We start from the raw sequence: 22735 nt of genomic DNA, 5'->3' as shown, positions 1-22735 counted from the left end.
TTCCTGATCCTGACCCGAGGCCATGCCTCCAGGAGGTAGCGATGGAAACCGTTCGGAACCTGACGCCGGCCCCGCCGACATCGGCCATCGTCGCTTCCAGCGTCTATACCGCCGGCCGGCGTGTCGCCGACATTCCGATCGAGGAAGCCGGCGAATGGGCCAAGAAGCCAGGTCATGTCGTCTGGATCGGCCTGCTGGAGCCGGACCGCGACCTGTTGCTTCGTGTCCAGGCGCAATTCCACCTGCACGATCTGGCGATCGAGGACGCCGAGCATCCGCATCAGCGGCCGAAGATCGAGCAATATGGCGATGCGTTGTTCATCGTTGCCCGCACGGCTCAACTGATCGACAGGCGCGTCACCTTCGGCGAGACGCATCTGTTCGTCGGCGCCGGCTACATCGTCAGCGTCAGGCACGGTCCGTCGACTTCTTATGCCGCCGTTCGCCAGCATTGGGAAAGCTGCCCGCATTCGCTAGCCAAAGGCGAGGATTTCGTCCTCTATGCCATTCTCGATTTCATCGTCGACAACTACATGCCGGTGCTCGAGCAGATCGAGGACGAGGTCGAGGCGATCGAGGACAGGGTTCTGCTGAAGCCGATGACCGGCTCCGACATAGAGCGGCTCTACATGCTGCGCCGCGATCTCTTGCGCCTGCGCAACGCCGCGCTGCCGCTGGTGGAAGTCTGCCGCCGGTTGACCAGCGCCGACCTGCCGCAGATCCATGCGGCCATGCACCCGCTGTTCCGCGACGTCACCGACCACATCCGCACCGTCCAGGAGAAGATCGACAGCTTGCGGGAGGTGCTCGCATTTGCCTTCGAGGCGAGCCTCCTGGTTGGCCAGAGCCAGGAAACGGCGATCACCAAGAAGCTCGCCTCATGGGCTGCAATCCTGGCGGTGCCGACGGCGCTCGCAGGCATCTACGGCATGAACTTCAACGACATGCCGGAACTTAGGATGGAATATGGCTATCCGGTCGTTCTGGGAGCGATTATTTTGGTCTGCTCGGTTCTCTACTGGCGCTTCCGCAAGAGCGGCTGGCTGTGAAGAGTAGGGCAGTAGAGCAGTAGAGCAGTAGGGAAAGATGGCGCCTCACGAGCGCAGTCTTTTGCAGTTCACCCCATATATACTGCCGTACCCCCTCACTCCCTTACTCCCCTACCTACTGCGCCGCCGCTCCGAAGCGGGCTGAAACGCAACGCGGGCGTGATACTTGCAATAGGGTCCGGTTTCGGCCGCGTCGTTGCCGCAGAAATGGAACTCCTCCGAAAGCGGATCGCCATTCGGCCATTTGCATGTCCGCTCGGTCAATTCGACGAGCTGCAGATGCCGCGAGATCGGCACGACGACGTTCTCGACCGGACGGACATAATGACGCGTCACCGGTACGGCGTCGAATTGCGCCTGCAGCGCGGTCGCGCCGATCGACGTGGTGATATGCCGCGCAGTGCTCGCGGCCCGCGACACCGATTTCTGCACGCTCGATCCCTGCACGCTCTTCTTCTGGCGTGCCGGCGTGGCAGTCGCGCGTCCGCGGCCCGACAGTTTCAGCCGATGCACCTTGCCGATGACGGCATTGCGGCTGACACCCCCAAGCTGTGCGGCGATCTGGCTGGCGCTCAGCCCCTCCGACCACAATTTTCTAAGAAGTTCGACCCGCTCGTCAGTCCAATTCATGAGACCGCGCTCCTGCTGAAATGTGCGGCGATCGGAATCCTTCCACGATCCGGCTTCCGCCGGGCAGACACCACATATATCGGGTGATTAGGTCCGCCGCACGAAATCTAGTTATTTCTCGACCTATAAGTACCTTATGCGCTGACTCGGTGACAAGAGTCCGAGGGCCAACACGAATCGGTTTTTTCGGTTTTCCCCAACTTGCCCGGTCGCTGATGAGCCGGCGTCTCGCTGGAAAGCTTGCCGCGCGTCCTTGCGCGACGTTTTCGTTGACTTCATGGCCGAAAAACACGATAAGCCGCACAGGCCGCCGCTTTGGCGGCTTTTTGATTTTCCGGTTCCGGAGACGCATATAATGAGCGGTTCGGCGCTTTTCGAGACCTTTACCCGCGCGCCCCTGGCCTTCGACCATGGGGAAGGCACCTGGCTGGTCACCGACAAGGGCGAGCGATATCTCGATTTTGGCGGCGGCGTTGCCGTGAATTCGCTGGGCCACAGCCATCCGCATCTGGTCTCGGCACTCACCGAGCAGGCGGCCAAGCTCTGGCATGTCTCCAACCTCTACGAGATTCCGGGGCAGAGCCGTCTGGGCGAGCGGCTGGCCGACGCAACCTTCGCCGACAAGGTGTTCTTCACCAATTCCGGCGCCGAGGCGCTGGAATGCGCCATCAAGACGGCGCGGCGCTACCATTTCGTCAAGGGCCATCCCGAGCGCTTTCGCATCGTCACCTTCGAAGGCGCTTTTCATGGCCGCACGCTGGCGACCATCGCCGCCGGCGGCCAGTACAAATACCTGGAAGGTTTCGGCCCCAAGGTCGAAGGTTTCGACCAGGTCGGTTTCGACGACATCGAGGCCGTCGAAAAGGCGATCACATCAGAGACCGCCGCGATCCTGATCGAGCCGGTGCAGGGCGAGGGCGGTATTCGCCCGGTGCCGACACAGTCGCTGAAGCGGTTGAGGCAGCTCTGCGAACAGCATGATCTGCTGCTGATCTTCGACGAGGTCCAGTGCGGCATCGGCCGCACTGGAAAACTGTTCGCGCATGAATGGGCTGGCGTCACGCCCGACATCATGGCCGTCGCCAAGGGCATCGGCGGCGGCTTCCCGGTGGGCGCCTGCCTTGCCACCGACGAGGCCGCCGTCGGCATGACCGCCGGCGTGCACGGCACCACTTTCGGCGGCAATCCGCTGGCGATGGCGGTCGGCAACGCCGTGCTCGACGTCGTGCTGGCAGACGGTTTTCTGGAGGATGTGCAGCGCAAGGCGTTGCTGCTGAAGCAGGGGCTGGCGGGCGTCGCCGACGAATTTCCCGATGTCATCGAAGACATCAGAGGCAGCGGCCTGATGCTCGGCCTGAAATGCGCCGCGCCCAACACCAAGGTGAACATGGCATTGCGCGACCAGCATCTGCTGGCGGTTCCTGCCGGCGACAACGTTCTTCGCCTGCTGCCGCCGCTCACCGTCACCGACGCCGAGATCCATGCGGCGCTCGACCGCATCCGCGCCGGCGCCCGGGGCCTGTCGGACGCCATCGCCGCGGCTGCGGCGAAATAACAGTCGGAAGACCCACATGAGCCTTCGCCATTTCACCGATCTTTCCGCCGTTTCCGAGGGCGATCTGCGCCTTATGCTGGACGATGCCGTCGTGCGAAAGGCAAGGCTCAAGGCTGGCGAGCGGACAAAACCGCTTGAAGGCAAGGTGCTGGCGATGATCTTCGACAAGCCGTCGACGCGCACGCGCGTGTCCTTCGACGTCGGCATGCGTCAGCTCGGCGGCGAGACCATCATGCTGACCGGCGCCGAGATGCAACTCGGCCGCTCCGAAACCATCGCCGACACGGCCAAGGTGCTGTCGCGCTATGTCGACGCGATCATGATCCGCACCACATCGCATGACCGGCTGCTGGAACTGACCGAGAACGCCACCGTCCCCGTCATCAACGGGCTGACCGACGATACCCATCCCTGCCAGCTGATGGCCGACATCATGACCTTCGAGGAGCATCGCGGCCCGGTCGCCGGCAAGACCATCGCCTGGACCGGCGACGGCAACAACGTGCTGCATTCACTGCTGGAGGCCTCGGCGCGGTTCCGCTTCAACCTCAACGTCGCCGTGCCGGAAGGCAGCGAGCCGGCGCAGAAGCATGTCGACTGGTCGAGGGCGCATGGCGGCAAGTTGAACTTCACCCGCTCGCCCGAGGAGGCCGTCCACGAGGCCGACTGTGTCGTTACCGATTGCTGGGTGTCGATGGGCCAGGAGCACCGTGCTCGCGGCCACAATGTCTTCTCACCCTATCAGGTCAATGCGGCACTGATGGCGAAGGCAAAGTCCGACGCCTTGTTCATGCACTGCCTGCCGGCGCATCGCGGCGAGGAGGTCACCGACGAAGTCATCGACGGCCCGCATTCGGTGGTGTTCGACGAGGCCGAGAACCGGCTCCACGCGCAGAAGGCGGTTTTGGCCTGGTGCCTCGGCGCTTGATCCGGGTCACCGTGATCCGGGCCGCCGTTATCCCGGCCGCCTTGATCCGGGAGTGCGTGATGCCTATCTCAGGCGCATCACGCAAATCGAGCGCGTTTCGACGCATGCGCCCCGGAGGGCGGCATCGCCGCGCCCCGGAGCTTTGTCATGTTGGAAACCCGTCAATTGGCTGAACATCAACCCAAACTCGGCGAATTCGGCTACGCCGGCGACGATCATGTCGTGCCTTTCGAGGTCGGCCCGCTCGACGTGCGCGGCCGTACCGTCCAGCTCGGGCCGATGCTCGACGCGATCCTCGGTCGGCATGACTATCCCGAGCCGGTCGCCCGCCTGCTGGCGGAAGCTTGCGTGCTGACGGTGCTGCTCGGCACCTCGCTCAAATTCGAAGGCAAGTTCATCCTGCAGACCCGCACCGACGGGCCGGTCGACATGCTGGTGGCGGATTTTTCCACGCCGCATGCGCTGCGTGCCTATGCCCGCTTCGACGCCGACCGGCTGGAGGCACTGACGTCTGCCGGCGAGACCTCGCAGCGGACGCTGCTTGGCAGCGGTGTCCTGGCGCTGACCATCGACCAGGGCGCCCACACGCAGCGCTATCAGGGCATCGTCCAGCTCGACGGCGAGACGCTCGAGGAGGCCGCGCGCACCTATTTCCGGCAGTCGGAGCAGATCCCGACCGATCTCAGGCTTTCGGTGGCCAAGCTGTTGACGCCCGGCATCGGCGGTGCCCGCGAGCAATGGCGCGCCGGCGGCATCCTGGCGCAGTTCCTGCCGCAATCGCCCGAACGCATGCGCGTGCCCGACCTTCCGGGTGGCGACGGCGATCCGCGCGAGGAGATCCATGATCCGGCCGACAATTCCTGGCAGGAACTGCTCGCGTTGCTTGGCACCATCGAGCCGACGGAACTGATCGACCCGACGATCGGCGCCGAGCGGTTGCTTTACCGGCTGTTCCACGAGCACGGCGTGCGCGTCTTCGGCGGCGTGCCGGTAGCCGACCAGTGCTCATGCTCCAGGGAGAAGATCCGCGGCATTCTCGGAGGCTTCTCCGCCGACGAGATCAGGGACAGCACCGAGGATGGCGGCATTCACGTCGCCTGCGAATTCTGCTCGAAGCAATATGACTTCGACCCGGCGGAATTTGCTGCGGCTCAATAGAATTGAAATCACCGACGAAGCGTTGGCGCTGCCCCTCACCCTTACCGTCTCCCCGTGAAGAACGGGGAGAGGGGGCGCCAGCGTTGCGACAGGTTGTCCAGTTGATAGATAGATGGGTTCCCTTTTCCCCGTTCACTATACGGGGAGAAGGTGCCGGCAGGCGGATGAGGGGCAGCACGACCTTCCGGCCATCTATCTCTCTCAGTTCACCGTCCGCCGCGTGCCCGGCAGGTCGAGCGAAAAGGCGGGGATGGCGACGTCGAACGTTTCGCCCCGCTTGTTGCGCATCGTGTAGTGGCCGACCATGATGCCGGATGGCGTCGAGAGTGGGCAGCCAGACGTATACTGATAACTGTCGCCTGGATTGAGTTCAGGCTGGTCGCCGACAACGCCGGCGCCGCGCACCTCCTCGACCCGGCCGGTGCCGTCGGTGATCTGCCAGTAGCGCGACAGAAGCTGCACGAATTCATCCGACTGGTTGTCGATGGTCACCTGGTAGCCCCAGACATAGCGGTTCTCCGAAGGGTCGGAGCGATCTTCCAGATAGAACGGCCTGACCTGCACTTCGATGTCGCGCGTGAGGGCGCTGTACATAAATCACTCCACACTATGCAGACGGAACATTCGACCCTCTCCGCAGTTCGGTCAACGGGGTGCGTCGCCTCGGTGTCTGCCATCGTTGCCCGAATTTGTTAAGCGCAGGTGCCGAACAACAATGTCATTTAAGTGACACGTGACAATGATGGTGTGCAGGGCCGGGGATGGTGTGCAGGGCCGGGCGACTCAGCATTCTGTCGAACTGTTGAAAACGGCTTCATGCGGCCGGTTTTTTCTGGAGCGACCAGATATTGATGGAATTGACAGTCACAGCCGCCTTGCTTTCCATAGTTCTGCTTGTTGTCAATCTCGCCAGCATCCTGCTCGCTTCGTTGAAGCTGAAGCGGCCTGGCAGGATCACGCCGCCAGCCGCCAAGGCGCCGCCGGTGTCGATCGTCGTGCCGTCGCGCGGCGTCGAGCCGTTTACCGAGGAGACGCTCGAGCGCGCCTTCTCGCTCGACTGGCCGCACTATGAGCTCATCTTCTGCGTCGCCCATGCCGACGACCCGGTGGTCGGGCGGATCACCGATGCGATCGCCCGCTTTCCGGCCGTGCCGGCCCGGCTGCTCGTCGGCGACGACCGCATCAGCGGCAATCCGAAACTCAACAATTGCGTGAAGGGCTGGGAGGCCGCGCGCCACCACTGGGTCGTCCTTGCCGATTCCAACGTCCTGATGCGGAGGGACTATGTCCAGCATCTGATGACGGCATGGCGGCAGGACACCGGCCTCGTCTGCTCGACGCCGATCGGCTCGCGGCCGGACGGGATCTGGGCGGAGGTCGAATGCGCTTTCCTCAATACGCTGCAGGCGCGCTGGCAATATACCGGCGAGGCGCTCGGCCTCGGTTTTGCCCAGGGCAAGAGCATGCTGTGGAACAAGCCATTGCTCGACGCCAATGGCGGCATCCGTGCGCTTGCTGCGGAGATTGCCGAGGATGCCGCTGCGACCAAGCTTGTCAACGGGCTCGGACTGCGCGTCAATCTCGTTGCCTCGCCGTTCGAGCAGCCGCTCGGCTTGCGCACATTTGGCGAAATCTGGTCGCGCCAGGCCCGCTGGGCACGCCTGCGTCGCGTCACATTCCCACTGTTCTTCGCGCCCGAGATCCTGATCGGAGCGGCGCCGCCGCTGGTGCTGGCGCTGGTTGCGGCAGCAGGCGCCGGTTTCAGCCTGCCGGCTACCGCCGTCGCCGTGCTGATAGTCGCCTATCTGCCGGAATGCGCTCTCGCCTCGGCCAAGGGCTGGCACCTGTCGCTGCGCATGATCCCGGCGATGGTTGCGCGGGACGTGATGCTTCCCGCCATCTGGGTGCGCGGCTGGCTCAGCGGTGCCGTCGACTGGCGCGGCAACACGATGACCATCCAAACCAGCGCCGTTGCGGAATTGGAAGAGTCGCCGTCGGGCGCCTGACCGCGCCGCTTTGCAGATCAGAGCGCAGCAGTTCGGCGCGTATCCCTATCTGGCGGCTAAGGCCTGCTCGATGTCTTCGAGCAAGTCGTCAGTGTCCTCCAGTCCGACGGACAGCCTGAGCGTGCCTGGCCCGATGCCAAGTTCGGCCCGCGCCTCGTCGCTCAGATTCTTGTGTGTCGTCGTCGCCGGATGGGTGATCAGGCTCTTGGCGTCACCGAGATTGTTGGAGATCAGCACGACATCGAGCGCGTTCTGGAAGGCGAAGGCCGCCTGCTTGCCCCCCTTGACGTCGAGGCAGATCAGCGTCGAGCCGCCCGACATCTGCTTCTTGACGATCGCCGCCTGCGGGTGATCGGCGCGGCCGGGATAGATGACGCGGACAATTTCCGATCGCTCGGCGAGGAAGTCAGCGATCCGGCCGGCACTTTCCGTCTGCTGGCGAACGCGCAGCGGCAGCGTCTCCAGCCCCTTCAGCAGCGTCCAGGCATTGAAGGGCGAGAGGCTGGGACCGGTGTGGCGGAAGTAGTCGTGCAAATTCTCGTCGATCCACTTCTTGTCCGACAGGATGATGCCGCCGAGGCAGCGTCCCTGGCCGTCGATGTGCTTGGTCGCCGAATAGACGACGATATGGGCGCCGAGCTGCAACGGCTTCTGCTGCAAGGGCGTGGCAAAGACGTTGTCGACGATCAGCCGCGCGCCGATCGAATCGGCAAGCGAGGCTACGGCTGCGATGTCGACGACCTCCAGCGTTGGATTGGTCGGGCTTTCAAGGAAGAACAACTTGGTGTTGGGCCTGACCGCCTTTTCCCAATTGGCGATGTCGGTGCCGTCGACCAGCGTCGCCTCGATGCCGTATTTCGGCGCCAGCGTCTCGACGACCCAGCGGCAGGAGCCGAACAGCGCGCGCGCCGCCACGATGTGGTCGCCGGCCCGGGCGCTGCACAGCAACGCCGCCGTCACCGCCGCCATGCCGGATGCGGTGGCGCGGGCATCTTCGGCACCTTCCAGCGCACACATGCGCTTCTCGAACATGTCGACCGTCGGATTGGCATAGCGCGAATAGATGAAGCCCGGTTCCTCGCCCTTGAAGCGGGCTTCCGCCGCCTGCGCCGTGTCGTAGACATAGCCTTGCGTGAGATACATCGCCTCGGAGGTTTCGCCGAAGCCGGAACGCAGCGTTCCTGCATGCACGAGGGCGGTCTGAGGCTTCCAGTTGCGCGTTTTGCTCGTCATCACCTTGTTCCAAACACAAAAAATGGTCCAAACACAAAAAAACCGGCCGCGAAAGTCGCAACCGGTCGTACGGCCTTTCGGCCCGACGGTCCTTTAGCGACTTGTTTAACGTGGCTGCAAGCCGACCGGCCAAATCACCACGGGATAACGATCCTTTAGACCTGCACCGCGCTTGCGTCAATTGCCGGCATGATTAAGAGGTTTGTACCAGCGGGTTCCACGGCAAGAACCTGCGACAAGACGAGACCACGCCCGGCCTTCGAGCGGAGCCAGACTTTGCGGCAGACAGGCATTCTTCCGGATCAGGATATTTCCGCGCTGTACCAGTCGGGCGCGCTGAAGTCGCCGCGCGCGCTCGACGCCGACCAGGTCCAGCCGGCCAGCCTGGACCTCAGGCTTGGCGACAAGGCCTGGCGGGTGCGCGCCTCCTTCCTGCCCGGCCCCAACCACAGGGTTGCTGAAAAACTCGACCGCCTGAAGCTGCACGAAATCAATCTCACCGATGGTGCGGTGCTGGAGACGGGCTGCGTCTATATCGTGCCGCTGCTCGAGAGCCTGGCGCTTCCGGCAAACATTTCCGCCTCGGCCAACCCAAAAAGCTCGACCGGGCGGCTCGACATCTTCACCCGCGTGATGACCGATCGCGGCCACGAGTTCGACAAGATCGCTGCCGGCTACAACGGCCCGCTCTATCTCGAAGTCAGCCCGCGCACCTTTCCGATCGTCGTCCGCACCGGCTCGCGGCTGTCGCAGATCCGGTTCCGCACCGGCAACGCGCTTTTGTCGGAAAGCGAGCTGCACGAATTGCACCGTGCCGAGACGCTCGTCGCCACCGAGCCGCCGAACATTTCCGGCGGCGGCATCGCACTGTCGATCGACCTCGATGGTGACAAGGACGGGCTGGTCGGCTACCGCGGCAAGCACCACACCGGCCTGGTCGATGTCGACAAGCGCGCCGCGCAGGATGTCGTCGATTTCTGGGACCCGCTCTACAAGAGCGGTGCCGGCGAACTGGTGCTCGACCCGGACGAATTTTATATCCTCGTCAGCCAGGAAGCGGTGCATGTGCCGCCGCTCTATGCCGCCGAGATGACGCCCTTCGATCCGCTGGTCGGCGAATTCCGCGTCCACTATGCCGGTTTCTTCGATCCGGGTTTCGGCCATTCGGCCTCGGGCGGCACCGGCAGCCGGGCCGTGCTCGAAGTGCGCAGCCACGAAGTGCCGTTCATCCTCGATCACGGCCAGATCGTCGGACGGCTGGTCTACGAGCACATGCTGAAGCGGCCGCAGGCGCTCTACGGCACAGATCTCGGCTCGAACTATCAGGCGCAGGGCCTGAAACTGTCCAAGCATTTTCGCGCCGCGCGCTGATCGCCCGCTATGATCAGACCATGCTTGCCTGACCTTACGGGTCGTGCTTGGCTGTCTTAGCCGTCAATACGGTTGGAACAAGGGGAACAGAAAATGCAGATTTCAAGATGGATCGCATCGGCAGCAACAGCCGTCATGCTGGCGATGTCAGCCGGGTCGCTGTCGGCGCAAGCACAGGAAAAGTTGAAGATCGCCACTGAAGGCGCCTATCCGCCGTTCAACACCATCACCGCGGATGGCAAGCTCGTCGGCTTCGACATCGACATCACCAATGCGCTTTGCGCTCAGATGAAGGTCGAATGCGAACTTGTCACGCAGGACTGGGACGGCATGATCCCGGCGCTCCAGGCCAAAAAGTTCGACGCCATCATCGCGTCCATGAGCATTACCGAGGAGCGCAAGAAGCAGGTCTCCTTCACCAACAAATACTATACGACGCCGCTTTCGCTGGTGGCCTTGAAGGACAGCGATATTGCCTCGACCGAACCGGCGGCACTCGCCGGCAAGACAGTCGGCGCCCAGGCTTCGACCACCCAGGCCGACTATGCCCAGGATGTCTATGGCAAGGCCGGCGCCGAGGCGAAGCTCTATCCAACCCAGGAGGAGGCGGTCGCCGACCTGATGAACGGCCGTCTCGATGCCGTCCTTTCAGACAAATTCGTGCTGATGGACTGGATGAAGAAGTCGAGCGACGACTGCTGCAAGATGGTCGGCGACGTCAAGGGCACGGAGACCGAAGCCGGTATCGCCGTGCGCCAGGAAGACAATGCGCTGCGCGAAAAGCTCAACGCCGCAATCGACGCGATCGTCGCAGACGGCACCTACAAGAAGATCCAGGCCAAATATTTCGACTTCGATATTTATTGAGAGGTCGAAGCTGCCAATCTCCCCCTTGAGGGGGAGATGGCCGGCAGGCCAGAGGGGGTCGGTCCGGCCGGGCCCGGCTCTCTTTATCGCAGACGCAGGGGGCTGGCGCTCCACGCGAGACGACCCCCTCTGTCGCCCTCGGCGACATCTCCCCCTCAAGGGGGGAGATCACGCCGTCAAAGCGCCTTGACCGCCACCTTCACCGGCTGCTCGATTTCAAGCGGGTTGCGCAGCGGCAGGCCAAAATCCTTGGCCTCGATCTCGAAGACGTCGCCGGCCTCGGTCCTGACGCCGTCGGCGAAGGACAGTGTCGCGGTGCCGAACATGTGCACATGCACGTCGCCCGGCTGGCGGAAGGCCGAATATTTGAAGTGGTGATGTTCGAGATTGGCGATGGTGTGTGACATGTTCGCCTCGCCCGACAGGAAAGGCTTTTCCCACAGCACCTGGCCGTCGCGGAGGATGCGCGATGAACCCCTGACGTCGGACGGCAGCTCGCCGATCAGGATTTCCGGCCCGAACGAAGCGTTGCGCAGCTTGGAATGCGCGAGGAAAAGATAGTTCACGCGCTCGGTGACGTGATCGGAAAACTCATTTGACAGCGTGAAGCCGACGCGGAACGGGACGCCGTCGTCGCCGATGATATAGATGCCGGCGACTTCCGGCTCTTCGCCGGCATCCTCGGCGAAGGCGGGCGACAGAAGTGCCGCACCGGGCGCCACTGCCATGGTGCCGTTGCCCTTGTAGAACCATTCCGGCTGCACGCCGGTCTGGCCCTTGGCCGGCTTGCCGCCCTCCAGCCCCATGCGGAACATCTTCATGGAATCGGTGAGCTGCTTCTCGCCGTCGCTGCTGAGCTTCTTGTGCATGGAATCGCGGGTCGCGGCGGAGCCGAGATGTGTCAGCCCGGTGCCGGTGAGGTGGAGATGCGCCGGGTCGGGATGGTTGATCGGCGACAGCAGCCGCCCCTTCTTGTAGGCGGCATCGAGGTCGACCGCTTCACCAAAACCCTTGCGCTCGATGAGGACGACGAGCCCGGTGCCAGTGCGCGCGGCCTCCATTGCCAGCGAATAGACGCTGCGGGCGCCGTTGATGATTCTGGTCTTGCCGCCGTTGCGGGCGACGACGCGGATGGTCTCCGCCTCGTCGAGGATCTGGGAAATCAGCATGACGTACCCTCTCTCAATTGCCTTGGCCGGCCTGCCGGTCTGGCAAGCTTTTCCTGGCGCAGCTCGGACGGTGTCCGCGCCACGGGTGAAATTCTTCGTCCGGATTGCTCGCGGGCCCGGTCCCCTGGGGGACTTCCTTGCGCCGCCCGGCAGCGCCGCGATGTGACCCGTGCCTCCTAAAAGCGCGCCGCCTTTGAAAAGCGGCCCACTTTAATCCTTGCTTTCATGCATGCCGTTGTCCCAACACGCTGCACACGTTTGGCGACATGCATGAGTTCCCTCAAGCCTTGTTCTTGTTGTAGACGTCGAAGACCACGGCGCCGAGCAGCACCAGGCCTTTGACCACCTGCTGCCAATCGACATTGACGCCCATGATCGACATGCCGTTGTTCATGACGCCCATGATGAAACCGCCGACCACCGCGCCAACAACCTGACCGACGCCGCCCATCGCCGAAGCGCCGCCGATGAACACGGCGGCGATGACGTCGAGCTCGCTGCCGAGGCCGGCCGCCGGCACCGCCTGGCCAAGGCGCGCCGCAATAATCAGCCCGCCGAGCGCCGAGAGCACGCCCATATTGATGAACACCATCAGGGTCAGCCGCTCGGTCTTGATACCCGATAGCTGCGCCGCCTTGGCATTGCCGCCCATTGCGTAGATGCGGCGGCCGACCGTCATGCGTTTGGTGACGAACACGAACAGCGCGATCAGCACGCCCATCACCACGAGAACGATTGGCAGACCCCTGTAGGTGGCGAATTGGTAGACCAGGAACAGCGCCAGGGCGCTGGTCACCAAGGTCTTGACGACGAACAGCGAGAAGGGCTCGGCTTCGTAGCCATGCCGCTCGCGGCTGCGCCGTGCCCTGAGCCCGAAATAAGCATAGGCGACCACGGCGACGATGCCGAGCACGATCGTCGTCATGTGCAGCGTCAGGCCGCTGCCGACGATTGTCTTGCCGGCGGCGTTCACCACCGGCGGTATCAGCGTCAATGAGCCGATCACGTCGGGAATGAAGCCGGAACTGAGCGCCTTGAAGCCGACCGGAAGCGGCCCCACGGAAGACCCCCCACCCAGCAGCGCCTGGCAGATGCCGCGGAAGATCAGCATCCCCGCCAGCGTGACGATGAAGCTCGGTATTCGGTGATAGGCAATCCAGTAGCCTTGTGCCGCGCCGATTGCACCCCCGACGATCAGGCAGATGATCGACACCACCAGCGGATTGCTGAAAGGGCCGAGAGGCCAGATGACCATCATCATCGCCGCCAGCGCGCCGATGAAACCGGCGACGGAGCCGACGCTGAGATCGATATGGCCGGAGACGATCACCAGAAGCATGCCCAGCGCCATCACGATGATGAAGCTGTTCTGCTGCACCAGGTTGCTCAAGTTCACCGGCTTGAACAGCGTTCCGGACGTCGTGTACTGGAAGAACACCATGATGGCGATAAGCGCCAGGATCAGGCCGTATTCGCGCAGGTTGGTGACCAGCGCCGAGACAGCGATGCGCGGCCCTTGCTGCACATCTTCGGCGACGCCGCTTTTCGGGACGGGACCGCTTTCGGTGCTCATGATGCTTTTCCTTCTCCGCGAACGATGGCGCGCATGATCTTTTCCTGGCTGGCATCACTCGCCGCCATTTCGCCGACGATACGTCCTTCGTTCATGACATAGATACGGTCGGTGATGCCGAGCAGTTCGGGCATCTCGGACGAGATGACGATGATCGCCTTACCCTCCGAGGCGAGCCGCGCGATGATCGTGTAGATTTCATACTTGGCGCCAACGTCGATGCCGCGCGTCGGCTCGTCGAGGATCAGCACCTCCGGATTGGCGAACAGCCATTTCGACAGCACCACCTTCTGTTGATTGCCGCCCGATAGATTGCCGGTCATCTGATAAACGCTGGACGAGCGGATGTTGGTCTTGGCCTTGTAGTCGTTGGCGACGGCGAGCTCGCGCATGTCGTCGATCACGCTGTGGCGCGACACGCCGGGAAGATTGGCCAGCGTGATGTTGTGCTTGATATGATCGATCAGATTGAGACCGTAGGTCTTGCGGTCTTCGGTGACGTAAGCAATGCCGTGTTCGACTGCCTTGCTGACAGAGGAGACATCGATGGGCTTGCCCTTAAGCAGCACCTCGCCGGTGATGCGGCGGCCATAGGAGCGGCCGAACAGGCTCATCGCGAATTCGGTGCGTCCGGCGCCCATCAGCCCGGCGATACCTACCACCTCGCCCTTGCGGACGTCGATATCGATACCCTTGATCACTTGCCGCTCGGCATGGATCGGATGATAGACCGACCAGTTCTTCACCTGGAGCACGACCTCACCGATGTCAGGCTCGCGCGACGGATAGCGGTCGTCCAGCGAGCGGCCGACCATCGAGGTGATGATGCGGTCTTCCGAGATGTCCTTCTTGGGCAGCGTCTCGATCGTCCGCCCGTCGCGGATGATCGTGACCTTGTCGGCGACCCGGTTGATTTCGTTGAGCTTGTGCGAGATCAGGATCGAGGTGATGCCCTGCCGCTTGAATTCGAGCAGCAGGTCGAGCAGCGCCTGGCTGTCCTTTTCGGACAGGCTCGCCGTCGGCTCGTCGAGGATCAGCAACTGCACTTCCTTGCTGAGCGCTTTGGCGATCTCGACCAGTTGCTGCTTGCCGACGCCGATATTGGTAATCAGCGTCTTGGGGTCTTCCTTGAGGCCCACCTTCTTGAGCAGAGCGCTGGTGCGCGTCTCGTTGGAATTCCAGTCGATGATGCCGTAGCTGGCGTGTTCGTTGCCGAGGAAGATGTTTTCGGCGATCGACAGCATCGGCACCAGCGCGAGTTCCTGGTGGATGATGACGATGCCGCGGCGCTCGCTGTCGTGGATGCCTTTGAAATGGCACTCATCGCCGCGATAGACGATTTCGCCATCATAGGTGCCGGCTGGATAGACGCCCGACAGCACCTTCATCAGAGTCGACTTGCCGGCGCCGTTCTCGCCGACAACGGCGTGGATCTCGCCTTCCTCGACGCTGAGGTTGACATTCGAAAGCGCCTTGACGCCGGGAAACGTCTTGGTGATGTCACGCATCTCCAAAATCGTCTGGGCCATCGGGAATACCACTCCTGCGAGGTCCGGAAACATACCGGGTCGTTCACTGGCGAAGCGGGGCCCTGCGTTGCGCAGGACCCCGGGTTTTACGTCTGCGGTTACTTCAGCTCTTCGGCCTTGATGTAGCCGGAATCGACCACCAGGGCTTGGTAGTTCGACTTGTCGACATCATGCGGCGTCAGCAGGATCGAGGGGACGACCTTGACGTCGTTGTTGTAGGTCTTGGTGTCGAGGCCCTCCGGCTTGCCGCCCGAGAGCACCTTGTCGACGAGCTCGACCGTCGCCTTGGCGAGTTCGCGGGTGTCCTTGAACACGGTCGAGTACTGCTCGCCGGCGATGATCGCCTTGACCGAAGCGGTTTCGGCGTCCTGGCCGGTGACGATTGGCCATGGCTGATCGGCCGTGCCGTAACCAACGGCGCGCAGCGAGGCGATGATGCCGCGCGACAGGCCGTCATATGGCGAGAGCACGCCATCGACGCGGCTGCCATCCGAGTAGTGGGCGGAGAGCAGATTGTCCATGCGGGCCTGGGCGGTGGCTGCCAGCCAGCGGAGCGTGCCGACCTTGTCCATGCCCATCTGGCCGGATTTCACGACGAGGGTCTTGTCGTCGATCAGCGGCTGCAGAACGGACATGGCGCCGTCGTAGAAGAAGAAGGCGTTGTTGTCGTCAGGCGAGCCGCCGAACAGTTCGACGTTGAACGGCCCCTTGTTCTCGGGATAGCCGAGGCCCTTGAGCAGCGATTTCGCCTGGATGACGCCGACGCCGAAATTGTCGAACGTGGTGTAGTAGTCGACATTCGGGGTTTTCTTGATCAGCCGGTCATAGGCGACGACGACGACGCCGGCGTCAGCCGCCTTCTGCAGCGCGTCCGACAAGGTGGTGCCGTCGATCGAGGCGATGATCAGCGCCTTTGGGCCCTTGGTGATTTCGTTTTCGAGCTGGCTGAGCTGATTGGGGATATCGTCCTGCGCATATTGCAGGTCGACAGTGTAGCCCAGAGCCTCGAGCTGGGACTTGACGGCGTCGCCGTCGTTGATCCAGCGCTGCGAGGTCTTGGTCGGCATCAGCACGCCGATGAGGCCTTCGCCTGCCTGCGCCGGGACCGTCATGGCCGCGATGCTAAGGGCCGCGACGGCGGCCAGTGTCTTGATGATCTTCACATTAACTCTCCCTGGTTGATGGACGCGCACCCTGGGTTTCGTGGGCCGCGCGATCGTGCAGGAGCGCCAAAACGCGCCGCTGCCGCCATATCGATCTCCGGTATCCTCCCAATCGGCCCTGAGACTCTGGTTCCGGTCGATGCGATTTTTCTCGCTGGCGACGGTCAGGTTTCAGGACGCGCAAAGGTGTGGCGCTTTGCCATAACTGTCAAATGCGATCTTTGGTAGTTGCTATACCCAAACTGGTATACTGAAAGTGGCCAAAAGAATTGAAAGTGGCCAAAAGATCGGGCCGGGATTGCCGGCCGGCCACCAGCGAGGAGCAAACGGAGATTATGGCGGCGCTACGGGATTCTGGCGGACTTACAGAGGGTTATGGGGAACGTCCCGGCAGGAGTGAGACCTTGCTGCGCAGCGGCCTCAGTCTGCGCCACATGCGCATGATCGCAGCCCTCGACGACCATGGCCGGGTCAGCGCGGCAGCCCAGGTCATGAACATCTCCCAGCCCGCCGCCTCGCGCATGATCGCCGAGATGGAGGCGGTGCTCGACGTCAAGCTGTGCGAGAGGCTGCCGCGCGGCATCACGCTGACGCCCTATGGCAAGGCGTTGGCGAGGCGCGCGCGTTCGATCCTGCTCGAGATGCGCGAGGTCGACCGCGAGATATCCGAGCTCAAGGCAGGCAAGGGCGGCTCGGTGTTCCTGGGCGCGGTGACGGCCCCTGCAATCGAGCTCGCCGTGCCGGCGATCCGCGAGATCCGGCGCATCTATCCGCGTATCGAGATCACCATGCAGGTCGAGACCTCCAATGTGCTGGCGCGCGAACTGATCGCCACACGTCACGATTTCATCATCGCGCGCATCCCCGAGGACCTCAATCCGCGGCTGTTCGAGGCCCGCGTCATCGGCGTCGAAAAAGCCTGCCTCATTGTGCGCCGCGGCCACCCGCTGGCCAAGGGCAAGGCGGTGCGGCTGGAGCAGACCGCCGCCTATGACTGGGTTTTCCAGTCGGGCGGCTCGCCGCTGCGCCAGGCGATGGAGAGCAATTTCCTGAACCGCAACATCGCGCTGCCGGACCGCATCCTCAACACCAGCTCGCTGCTGCTCACCCTGGTCATGGTCGCGCAGTCGGACGCCATCGCGCCGGTGTCGATCCAGGTGGCGAAATTCATCCAGAACCCCGAGGGGCTGGCCGGCGCCATCGACGTCGTCCAGACCGAATTCGACATCGAGGTCAGGCCTTACAGTCTGATCACCGTAAAAAATCGCGTGCTGTCGCCGGCGGCCAAGATGCTGCACGACTTCATTTTGCGAGAGGTGGGCTGACGGCGTTAAATCAAGCGATCCGTTGCCAATTCACTCTTCCGCCATGTCGCTTCAATCAGAATATCGCTCGAGCGAAGGAACCACACAGGGCCGTGCCACGTCATAGAAGCGGGCTCCTGTGCAGGTCCCCAGGGAGGCTATCTATGATCAGGCTTCTCCTCGTCTTCGCCGCGTTGCTTGCCTTCGCGTGCGGCGGGGCGCGTTCGGCCAAGCTGGACCTGGCGACCATTAATCAGGCCCAATTCACCGCCGGTGAACCGAACGATCCGACGCTGCTCAAGGCGCAGATCCTCTTGGATCGCGCCCGCTTCTCGCCGGGGCTGATCGATGGTCGCCTCTCAGAGAACTTCGCCAAGGCAGTCGGCGCCTTTCAGCAGGCGAACGGACTCCGATCCGATGGCAAGCTCACTGCGGAGACCTGGAGCAAGCTCACGGCGACCTCCGCCGACCCGGTTCTGGTCACCTATGAGGTGACGCGCAAGGACGTGCGCGGACCTTTCACCAGGCGTATTCCGGCTCGCATGGAGAGGATGGCCCGCCTGCGGCGGCTCGCCTATCGCAACGCGGTGGAGAAGCTGGCGGAGCGCTTCCATGTCAGCGAAAAGTTGCTCAGGATGCTCAATCCGGGCGTCGGCTTCAGGAGGCCCGGCAAGACCTTGATCGTGCCTGATGTTGGCCGCGGCGATCCTCCCGCGGGCGTAGCCCGCATCGAGGTCGACAAGGACGCTCGCCTGGTGCGCGTGCTCGACCTTTCCGGCAAATGGCTCGCAGTCTACCCCGCCTCGATCGGCAGCGATGAAAATCCGGCGCCAAGGGGCACGGCGGAGGTCAAGCGCGTGGTGCGCAATCCGACCTATCACTACCATCCGGATTTTGCCTTCAAGGGAGTCAAGACCAAGCGTCCCTTCACCATCGCTGCCGGGCCGAACAATCCCGTGGGATCGGTGTGGATTGATCTCTCCATCGAAAGCTACGGCATCCACGGCTCGCCCGAACCTGGCAAGATCGGCACGACCTTCTCGCATGGCTGCATCCGATTGACCAATTGGGATGTCGAAGATCTCGGCTCCATCGTGCAGCCGGGCACGAAGGTCGAGTTCAAGGACGAGACCGCCCGCGCCGTCGACGAGCTTGCCCCGTAGCAAAGCGGACTGGCCCGCCACCTGCTCTCGCAAGGCCCGGGCGCGCGCCGGAGACGATGCCGGATGACGTCCTATGGACCTGACCTTCAGGCTGGTGGCGACGCTATGTGGTGGTAGAAGACCCGTCCGACGACCCCTGCAAACGATCGCGAATGGCTTCCTCAGTTCTGTTTGCGGTCGATTCAACAACTTTGCCGACCTTGCCTGCTAGGGTGCCGGCATCTCCACCCGAGCTTTGCCGGTCGGCCTCTTCCTTGACCGTTTCGTAGGCCTCGGAAGGCTCATGGTCGGACTGCATAATGACGCGCCACGCCTAGCTCTCATTAAGGTCAAAGCTCACCGGAAGGTTGTAGTCTATTGCACGATTGGCAATCATGTTCGCCAGGTCGGAATCTGAGACCGAACATGCCGGTACGATCTGTTTGAGCGCCTTAACGGCGAGTCCCGTCGATATGAAACTATGGCGCCGCCTCCGACTATTTACATACTGTTCGATGAGATTTTCGAGCTCACGCATGTGCAATCCTTCTTTGACGTCAACTGTGCCAATTGAATCCAGCCGTAATCGATCCGGAGCGAGGGCTCATTCACATTGTTTATTTGACGAGAAATCTTGATGCCGCATCAGTGCGCCGACGCGTCTTGGCCGAGGGCGGTCACCGTGGCTCATGGAAGAGATTTAGGTAAGTCGTATCAAAGTCGGCCAGTAAGGCCAATCGCTGGAAATCAAGGATAACAATCCTCCGGTCTTTCCAGATAACCAGGTCCTTCGCTCGAAGCTCCTGCAGTGTCCGATTCACGTGAACTACAGATAGACCAAGCACGTCCCCCATTTCCGCTTGCGTCAGTGGAATAGCGAACTTCTGGTCAGAGGCCAATCCGACTATCTCTAATCGGACATACAACTCGCAAATTATATGTGCGAGATGCTGTTTGGCGGAGCGACGCCCGAGGCAGGTTATCCAAGTCCTTTGGATCGAGGCGTCGATAGTCGTCGAAAGCCAGAGCATCCGGGTGAGATGTGGACTTCCACCCATTGCTGTAAGCAGGTCTTTGTGTCGAATGAAAACTACATCGCACGAACCCAGCGCGCTCACGCTGTGATCCATCACTTTTAGCAGTAAACTATGCAGATCGACAAAGTCTCCCGGCACGTGAATTGCCGTTATTTGACGCTTTCCTTCCCGAATAGCCTGGTTTCGAACTGCGAACCCATTCGCGACAAGGCAGCTTTCGGTGGGGCGGGATCCCTCCCTGACGATCTCCTCATCGGGTCCGAAAGTTACCGGCCGAACCGGAAGAGCCTCAATGAGCGCGATCTCGTCTGGCGGCAGGGTGTCGCGGCGGTCGAGCATGTGAACCAGGAGGTCTTTGCCGAACATCGCGGTGCCTTTTGAGCAGATCAGGCATCGAGTTCCAGCGGCTCGTGCCAATTGACATGCCGCAGGTCCCGAGCATCTACGACTTGGCCGCCTGTCGGACACAGATAGAAATGATCGCTCCCATGTTCGACTTCTTGGCTATGTCTCTTGCCGATCATGGGCGGCCCTGGTTGTGAAAGGTTCGGTCGTCGTTCGAGATCCGTTCTTGTGTGGTCACGGCGTTTCCGAGCTTCCGAGCCTCCCGATACAGGGTCTCGCGATCATTGCCGTGCTTGCCAAAAAGCTCGCGGATCTGCGGTATTGAGAGGCCGAACTTGGTAGCGAAATAGCGGAATTCATAGTCTTGGTCGCGCGCGACGCGGTTTCCGTCGCCAGAACCTCTATTGCTCTTGTCGTCGGCCATTTGGGTTCCTCCCTGGCTGGCCTTCAGATCAAGCGCAAACGCGGATCAGCGTCTTTTGTTGCCGCCTCTTATTAGAATCACGTTATGTTCTATCCGGCTGATGTTTGCCGCTCACCTGATCATGTGGTCCTGTGAGGTGCGGCGCCGGCCGGCCCGACTGGGCAAGCTGGAGCGGGTAGCGGGAATCGAACCCGCGCGTTCAGCTTGGGAAGCTGACAAGCTACCATTACATCATACCCGCGCAGCAGCCTCGTTACCACGCAAGCCGGCATTCGGGCAATCGTTATGCGTATACTCGTGTGCACTCGTGCCTTGCCAGCGGGCCGACTGTTACTCCGTCGTGGCAACGGCATCGTCTGTGGCAAAGGCCGGCCAGTATTTCGAAATTGCCAGAGTGGCCCCGATGGTAGAAAAATGGCCATAGTCGAAATAGAGGAACTGGCCTGCGTCGGCGTAGGAGCAGCGTCCGGCGCTACAGAGGAAATTCAGCGGATCGATAAAGGTGGCGCCTTTGGTAAATGCGCGCACACGGTTGTTGATGTCGGGATCCATGGCCATTGGCCAGGACGTATCATCGAGATTTTCGCGCTTTGCGAAGAACGCGATTTTCCGAACATCGGTTATGAACTGCGGGGACTGGCCGATGACAAACACACGCACACCCAGACCACGAACGGTATCGATCGTTTGCTGGAGACCGTCGAAACTTCTGGCCTCATAATCGGTCCACCGACCGCTGAGCACGACCGTCTTGATGCCAGCGTCCTGGATAATCTTCAGGGCTTGCTGATTGAACCGCATGCAATCCGGGCGTCCATAGGAGAAGTAGGAGAGAATCGGGGGACAGCCCGCGTAGGTGTATTCCACGATATTGGCCCGGAGTTGATTTATGTTGGCGTCCAGGCCTGGAACATAGTGGGCGGCGAACGAGTCACCCCACAACAAAACGGTTGTAGGGAAGCCGCGTGTGCGCGTGCAATCCTCGATATTCCAGTTTTCGATCCGGCTGAAGCCCTCGTTGAAACAGGTGCCATTGCCCCAGTCCCCGACAGGAATCCGCTGTTGGACATAGTCTGGAAAGCGTTGCGGAAAGCCGTTGCCGAGCGCCCCCGCCGCCCCGCCAAGGCAAAGAACAGCGATTGCGCCCGCTGAAAAGGCGAAGATGGGCGCCGGGGCGGTGAAGCTCCTTTTCTGCCGAAACGGCTGCTCGACGTACTTCCAGGAAAACGCAGCCAGCGCGAGGCTTGCTACCGTCAACGCAACGGTCATCGACGGGTCGAATTCTTCTAGTGAGAGATAGTGCGCGAACGCATCGATCGGCCAGTGAACAAGATACAGCGAATAGGAGATGAGGCCGATCCAGACCAGCGGCCGGACTTCTAGTATGCGGCTGGCGATCGTCGAGGGGCTGTTTTGGCCAACATAGATAAGCAGGACCGTTCCGACGCAGGGATACAAGGCGTTGTAGCCCGGGAACGGATCGCTCTCCGAGATCGCAAAGAACCCGATGGCGAGAAGGCCAAATCCGGCCAACCCGAGCAGTTCCATAAGAAACCGGCTGCTCAGGGGCGGGGGGCGTTTCAGCATGAGCACGGCGCCCAGCATGAGTTCCCAGATCCGTGTCGGCAGCAGGTAGAATCCCGCGTTTGGCGCCAGCCACGTCGCCATGACCGCCAGCACGAAACTGCCGAGGATGATCGGCAGGAGTATCGTCAGCCAGCGTTTGGCAAAAAAGCGGTAGATCAGGAACATCAGGATCGGGGCAAAGATATAGTACTGCTCCTCGACCGAAAGCGACCAGGTGTGCAACAGCGGTCGGAGCTCGGCATCGATCGAGAAGTAATTTGACGTTTTCCAGAAATAGATGTTCGACCAGAAAGTCGAAGCCGCTATGACGCTGAGACTGAATTCATGCATATCCGACGGCAGAAGAATGAACAGGGCCGCAACGCAGGTGAGAAGCGTGACAAAAATCAGCGCCGGCAGAATGCGCCGGGCGCGGCGCCAGTAGAAGCTGACGATCGAAAACTGGCCGCGTTCAAGGTCGTCCAGCAGGCTTCCGGTGATCAGGTAACCGGATATGACGAAGAAGATATCGACGCCGGTAAAGCCGCCTGGAATTGCCGAGATGCCGAAATGGAAGAGTACGACCGGCAGTACCGCAACGGCCCGAAGACCATCGATATCGCGCCTGTACTTCATTCAAGAAGCCCTGTGTTCGCAAGTCACGGTGAGGCAGCGCAGTCCGTCCA

General features: G+C 61.8%; 20 protein-coding genes, 1 tRNA gene and 1 riboswitch. Of the genes, 9 read left to right on the top strand and 12 right to left on the bottom strand.

Going from position 1 to position 22735, the window contains the following annotated elements; all coding sequences use genetic code 11:
• The first annotated feature begins 41 nt into the window (after positions 1-41).
• Entirely contained in the window at positions 42-1049 is a 1008-nt protein-coding gene (locus AC0L3D_RS04390; protein ID WP_023802182.1) for a magnesium and cobalt transport protein CorA, read from the top strand.
• A 111-nt stretch (positions 1050-1160) separates the two neighbouring features.
• Here the strand turns inward: AC0L3D_RS04390 and AC0L3D_RS04385 are convergent, their stop codons facing one another.
• Positions 1161-1679, bottom strand: coding sequence for a GcrA family cell cycle regulator (locus AC0L3D_RS04385; protein WP_023802183.1), 519 nt, complete (start codon positions 1677-1679; stop codon positions 1161-1163).
• Between the two features lie 355 nt (positions 1680-2034).
• Here AC0L3D_RS04385 and AC0L3D_RS04380 point away from each other — a divergent pair, with 355 nt between their 5' ends.
• From AC0L3D_RS04380 to AC0L3D_RS04370, 3 genes are all read left to right on the top strand, one after another.
• Positions 2035-3234: an aspartate aminotransferase family protein gene (locus AC0L3D_RS04380; RefSeq protein WP_287174605.1), complete on the top strand. Its 1200-nt coding sequence runs from the start codon at positions 2035-2037 to the stop codon at positions 3232-3234.
• A gap of 16 nt (positions 3235-3250) precedes the next feature.
• The gene (argF, locus tag AC0L3D_RS04375; RefSeq protein ID WP_128177925.1) at positions 3251-4162 is read left to right on the top strand and encodes an ornithine carbamoyltransferase; all 912 of its coding nucleotides are present in this window, start codon (positions 3251-3253) and stop codon (positions 4160-4162) included.
• A 147-nt stretch (positions 4163-4309) separates the two neighbouring features.
• Entirely contained in the window at positions 4310-5320 is a 1011-nt protein-coding gene (locus AC0L3D_RS04370) for an Hsp33 family molecular chaperone (RefSeq protein WP_023802186.1), read from the top strand.
• A 201-nt stretch (positions 5321-5521) separates the two neighbouring features.
• On the opposite strand, the gene apaG is transcribed toward AC0L3D_RS04370, so the two are convergent.
• The gene (gene apaG, locus AC0L3D_RS04365; protein WP_473627988.1) at positions 5522-5914 is read right to left on the bottom strand and encodes a Co2+/Mg2+ efflux protein ApaG; all 393 of its coding nucleotides are present in this window, start codon (positions 5912-5914) and stop codon (positions 5522-5524) included.
• Between the two features lie 257 nt (positions 5915-6171).
• On the opposite strand from apaG, the gene AC0L3D_RS04360 reads away from it, so the two are divergent.
• Entirely contained in the window at positions 6172-7326 is a 1155-nt protein-coding gene (locus AC0L3D_RS04360; protein ID WP_473627990.1) for a ceramide glucosyltransferase, read from the top strand.
• A gap of 45 nt (positions 7327-7371) precedes the next feature.
• Here the strand turns inward: AC0L3D_RS04360 and AC0L3D_RS04355 are convergent, their stop codons facing one another.
• Entirely contained in the window at positions 7372-8559 is a 1188-nt protein-coding gene (locus tag AC0L3D_RS04355) for an O-succinylhomoserine sulfhydrylase (RefSeq protein ID WP_128169183.1), read from the bottom strand.
• 73 nt (positions 8560-8632) lie between these two features.
• Positions 8633-8710: riboswitch (SAM riboswitch) on the bottom strand.
• 125 nt (positions 8711-8835) lie between these two features.
• Between AC0L3D_RS04355 and AC0L3D_RS04350 the strand changes: the two genes are divergently transcribed.
• Entirely contained in the window at positions 8836-9930 is a 1095-nt protein-coding gene (locus AC0L3D_RS04350) for a 2'-deoxycytidine 5'-triphosphate deaminase (protein WP_473627991.1), read from the top strand.
• A gap of 93 nt (positions 9931-10023) precedes the next feature.
• Positions 10024-10797: an ABC transporter substrate-binding protein gene (locus AC0L3D_RS04345; protein WP_473627993.1), complete on the top strand. Its 774-nt coding sequence runs from the start codon at positions 10024-10026 to the stop codon at positions 10795-10797.
• Positions 10798-10973: 176 nt separating this feature from the next.
• Here the strand turns inward: AC0L3D_RS04345 and araD1 are convergent, their stop codons facing one another.
• The 4 genes from araD1 to chvE form a co-directional block, all read right to left on the bottom strand.
• Positions 10974-11966, bottom strand: a complete 993-nt coding sequence (araD1, locus tag AC0L3D_RS04340) for an AraD1 family protein (RefSeq protein WP_473643237.1) — start codon at positions 11964-11966, stop codon at positions 10974-10976.
• A 280-nt stretch (positions 11967-12246) separates the two neighbouring features.
• Positions 12247-13539: a multiple monosaccharide ABC transporter permease gene (gene mmsB / locus AC0L3D_RS04335; protein ID WP_128169181.1), complete on the bottom strand. Its 1293-nt coding sequence runs from the start codon at positions 13537-13539 to the stop codon at positions 12247-12249.
• Positions 13536-15143 carry a multiple monosaccharide ABC transporter ATP-binding protein gene (gene mmsA / locus AC0L3D_RS04330; RefSeq protein ID WP_373420473.1) on the bottom strand — a complete coding sequence of 536 codons (1608 nt, stop codon included), beginning with the start codon at positions 15141-15143 and terminating at the stop codon, positions 13536-13538. The genes mmsB and mmsA overlap by 4 nt, the downstream gene beginning before the upstream one ends.
• 23 nt (positions 15144-15166) lie before the next feature.
• On the bottom strand, positions 15167-16231 hold the full coding sequence (gene chvE / locus AC0L3D_RS04325; protein WP_023802196.1) for a multiple monosaccharide ABC transporter substrate-binding protein: 1065 nt from the start codon (positions 16229-16231) through the stop codon (positions 15167-15169).
• Between the two features lie 335 nt (positions 16232-16566).
• Between chvE and AC0L3D_RS04320 the strand changes: the two genes are divergently transcribed.
• Positions 16567-17556, top strand: coding sequence for a LysR family transcriptional regulator (locus tag AC0L3D_RS04320; RefSeq protein WP_473628057.1), 990 nt, complete (start codon positions 16567-16569; stop codon positions 17554-17556).
• 143 nt (positions 17557-17699) lie between these two features.
• Positions 17700-18698, top strand: a complete 999-nt coding sequence (locus tag AC0L3D_RS04315; RefSeq protein WP_473643235.1) for a L,D-transpeptidase family protein — start codon at positions 17700-17702, stop codon at positions 18696-18698.
• A 103-nt stretch (positions 18699-18801) separates the two neighbouring features.
• Here AC0L3D_RS04315 and AC0L3D_RS04310 read toward each other — a convergent pair whose 3' ends face one another.
• The 5 genes from AC0L3D_RS04310 to AC0L3D_RS04290 form a co-directional block, all read right to left on the bottom strand.
• Positions 18802-18996, bottom strand: a complete 195-nt coding sequence (locus tag AC0L3D_RS04310) for a hypothetical protein (protein WP_128169177.1) — start codon at positions 18994-18996, stop codon at positions 18802-18804.
• 358 nt (positions 18997-19354) lie between these two features.
• On the bottom strand, positions 19355-20080 hold the full coding sequence (locus tag AC0L3D_RS04305) for a Crp/Fnr family transcriptional regulator (RefSeq protein WP_287345642.1): 726 nt from the start codon (positions 20078-20080) through the stop codon (positions 19355-19357).
• A 154-nt stretch (positions 20081-20234) separates the two neighbouring features.
• Positions 20235-20483, bottom strand: coding sequence for a DUF3606 domain-containing protein (locus AC0L3D_RS04300; RefSeq protein ID WP_023802203.1), 249 nt, complete (start codon positions 20481-20483; stop codon positions 20235-20237).
• Between the two features lie 167 nt (positions 20484-20650).
• A tRNA-Gly gene (locus AC0L3D_RS04295) sits at positions 20651-20724 on the bottom strand.
• Positions 20725-20813: 89 nt separating this feature from the next.
• Entirely contained in the window at positions 20814-22685 is a 1872-nt protein-coding gene (locus AC0L3D_RS04290) for an acyltransferase family protein (protein WP_473643233.1), read from the bottom strand.
• Positions 22686-22735 lie beyond the last annotated feature (50 nt).

Source organism: Mesorhizobium sp. WSM4837, from assembly GCF_055811435.1.
The sequence above is the reverse complement of the archived record's forward strand: the minus strand, read 5'-3'. Positions and strand labels throughout refer to the sequence as shown.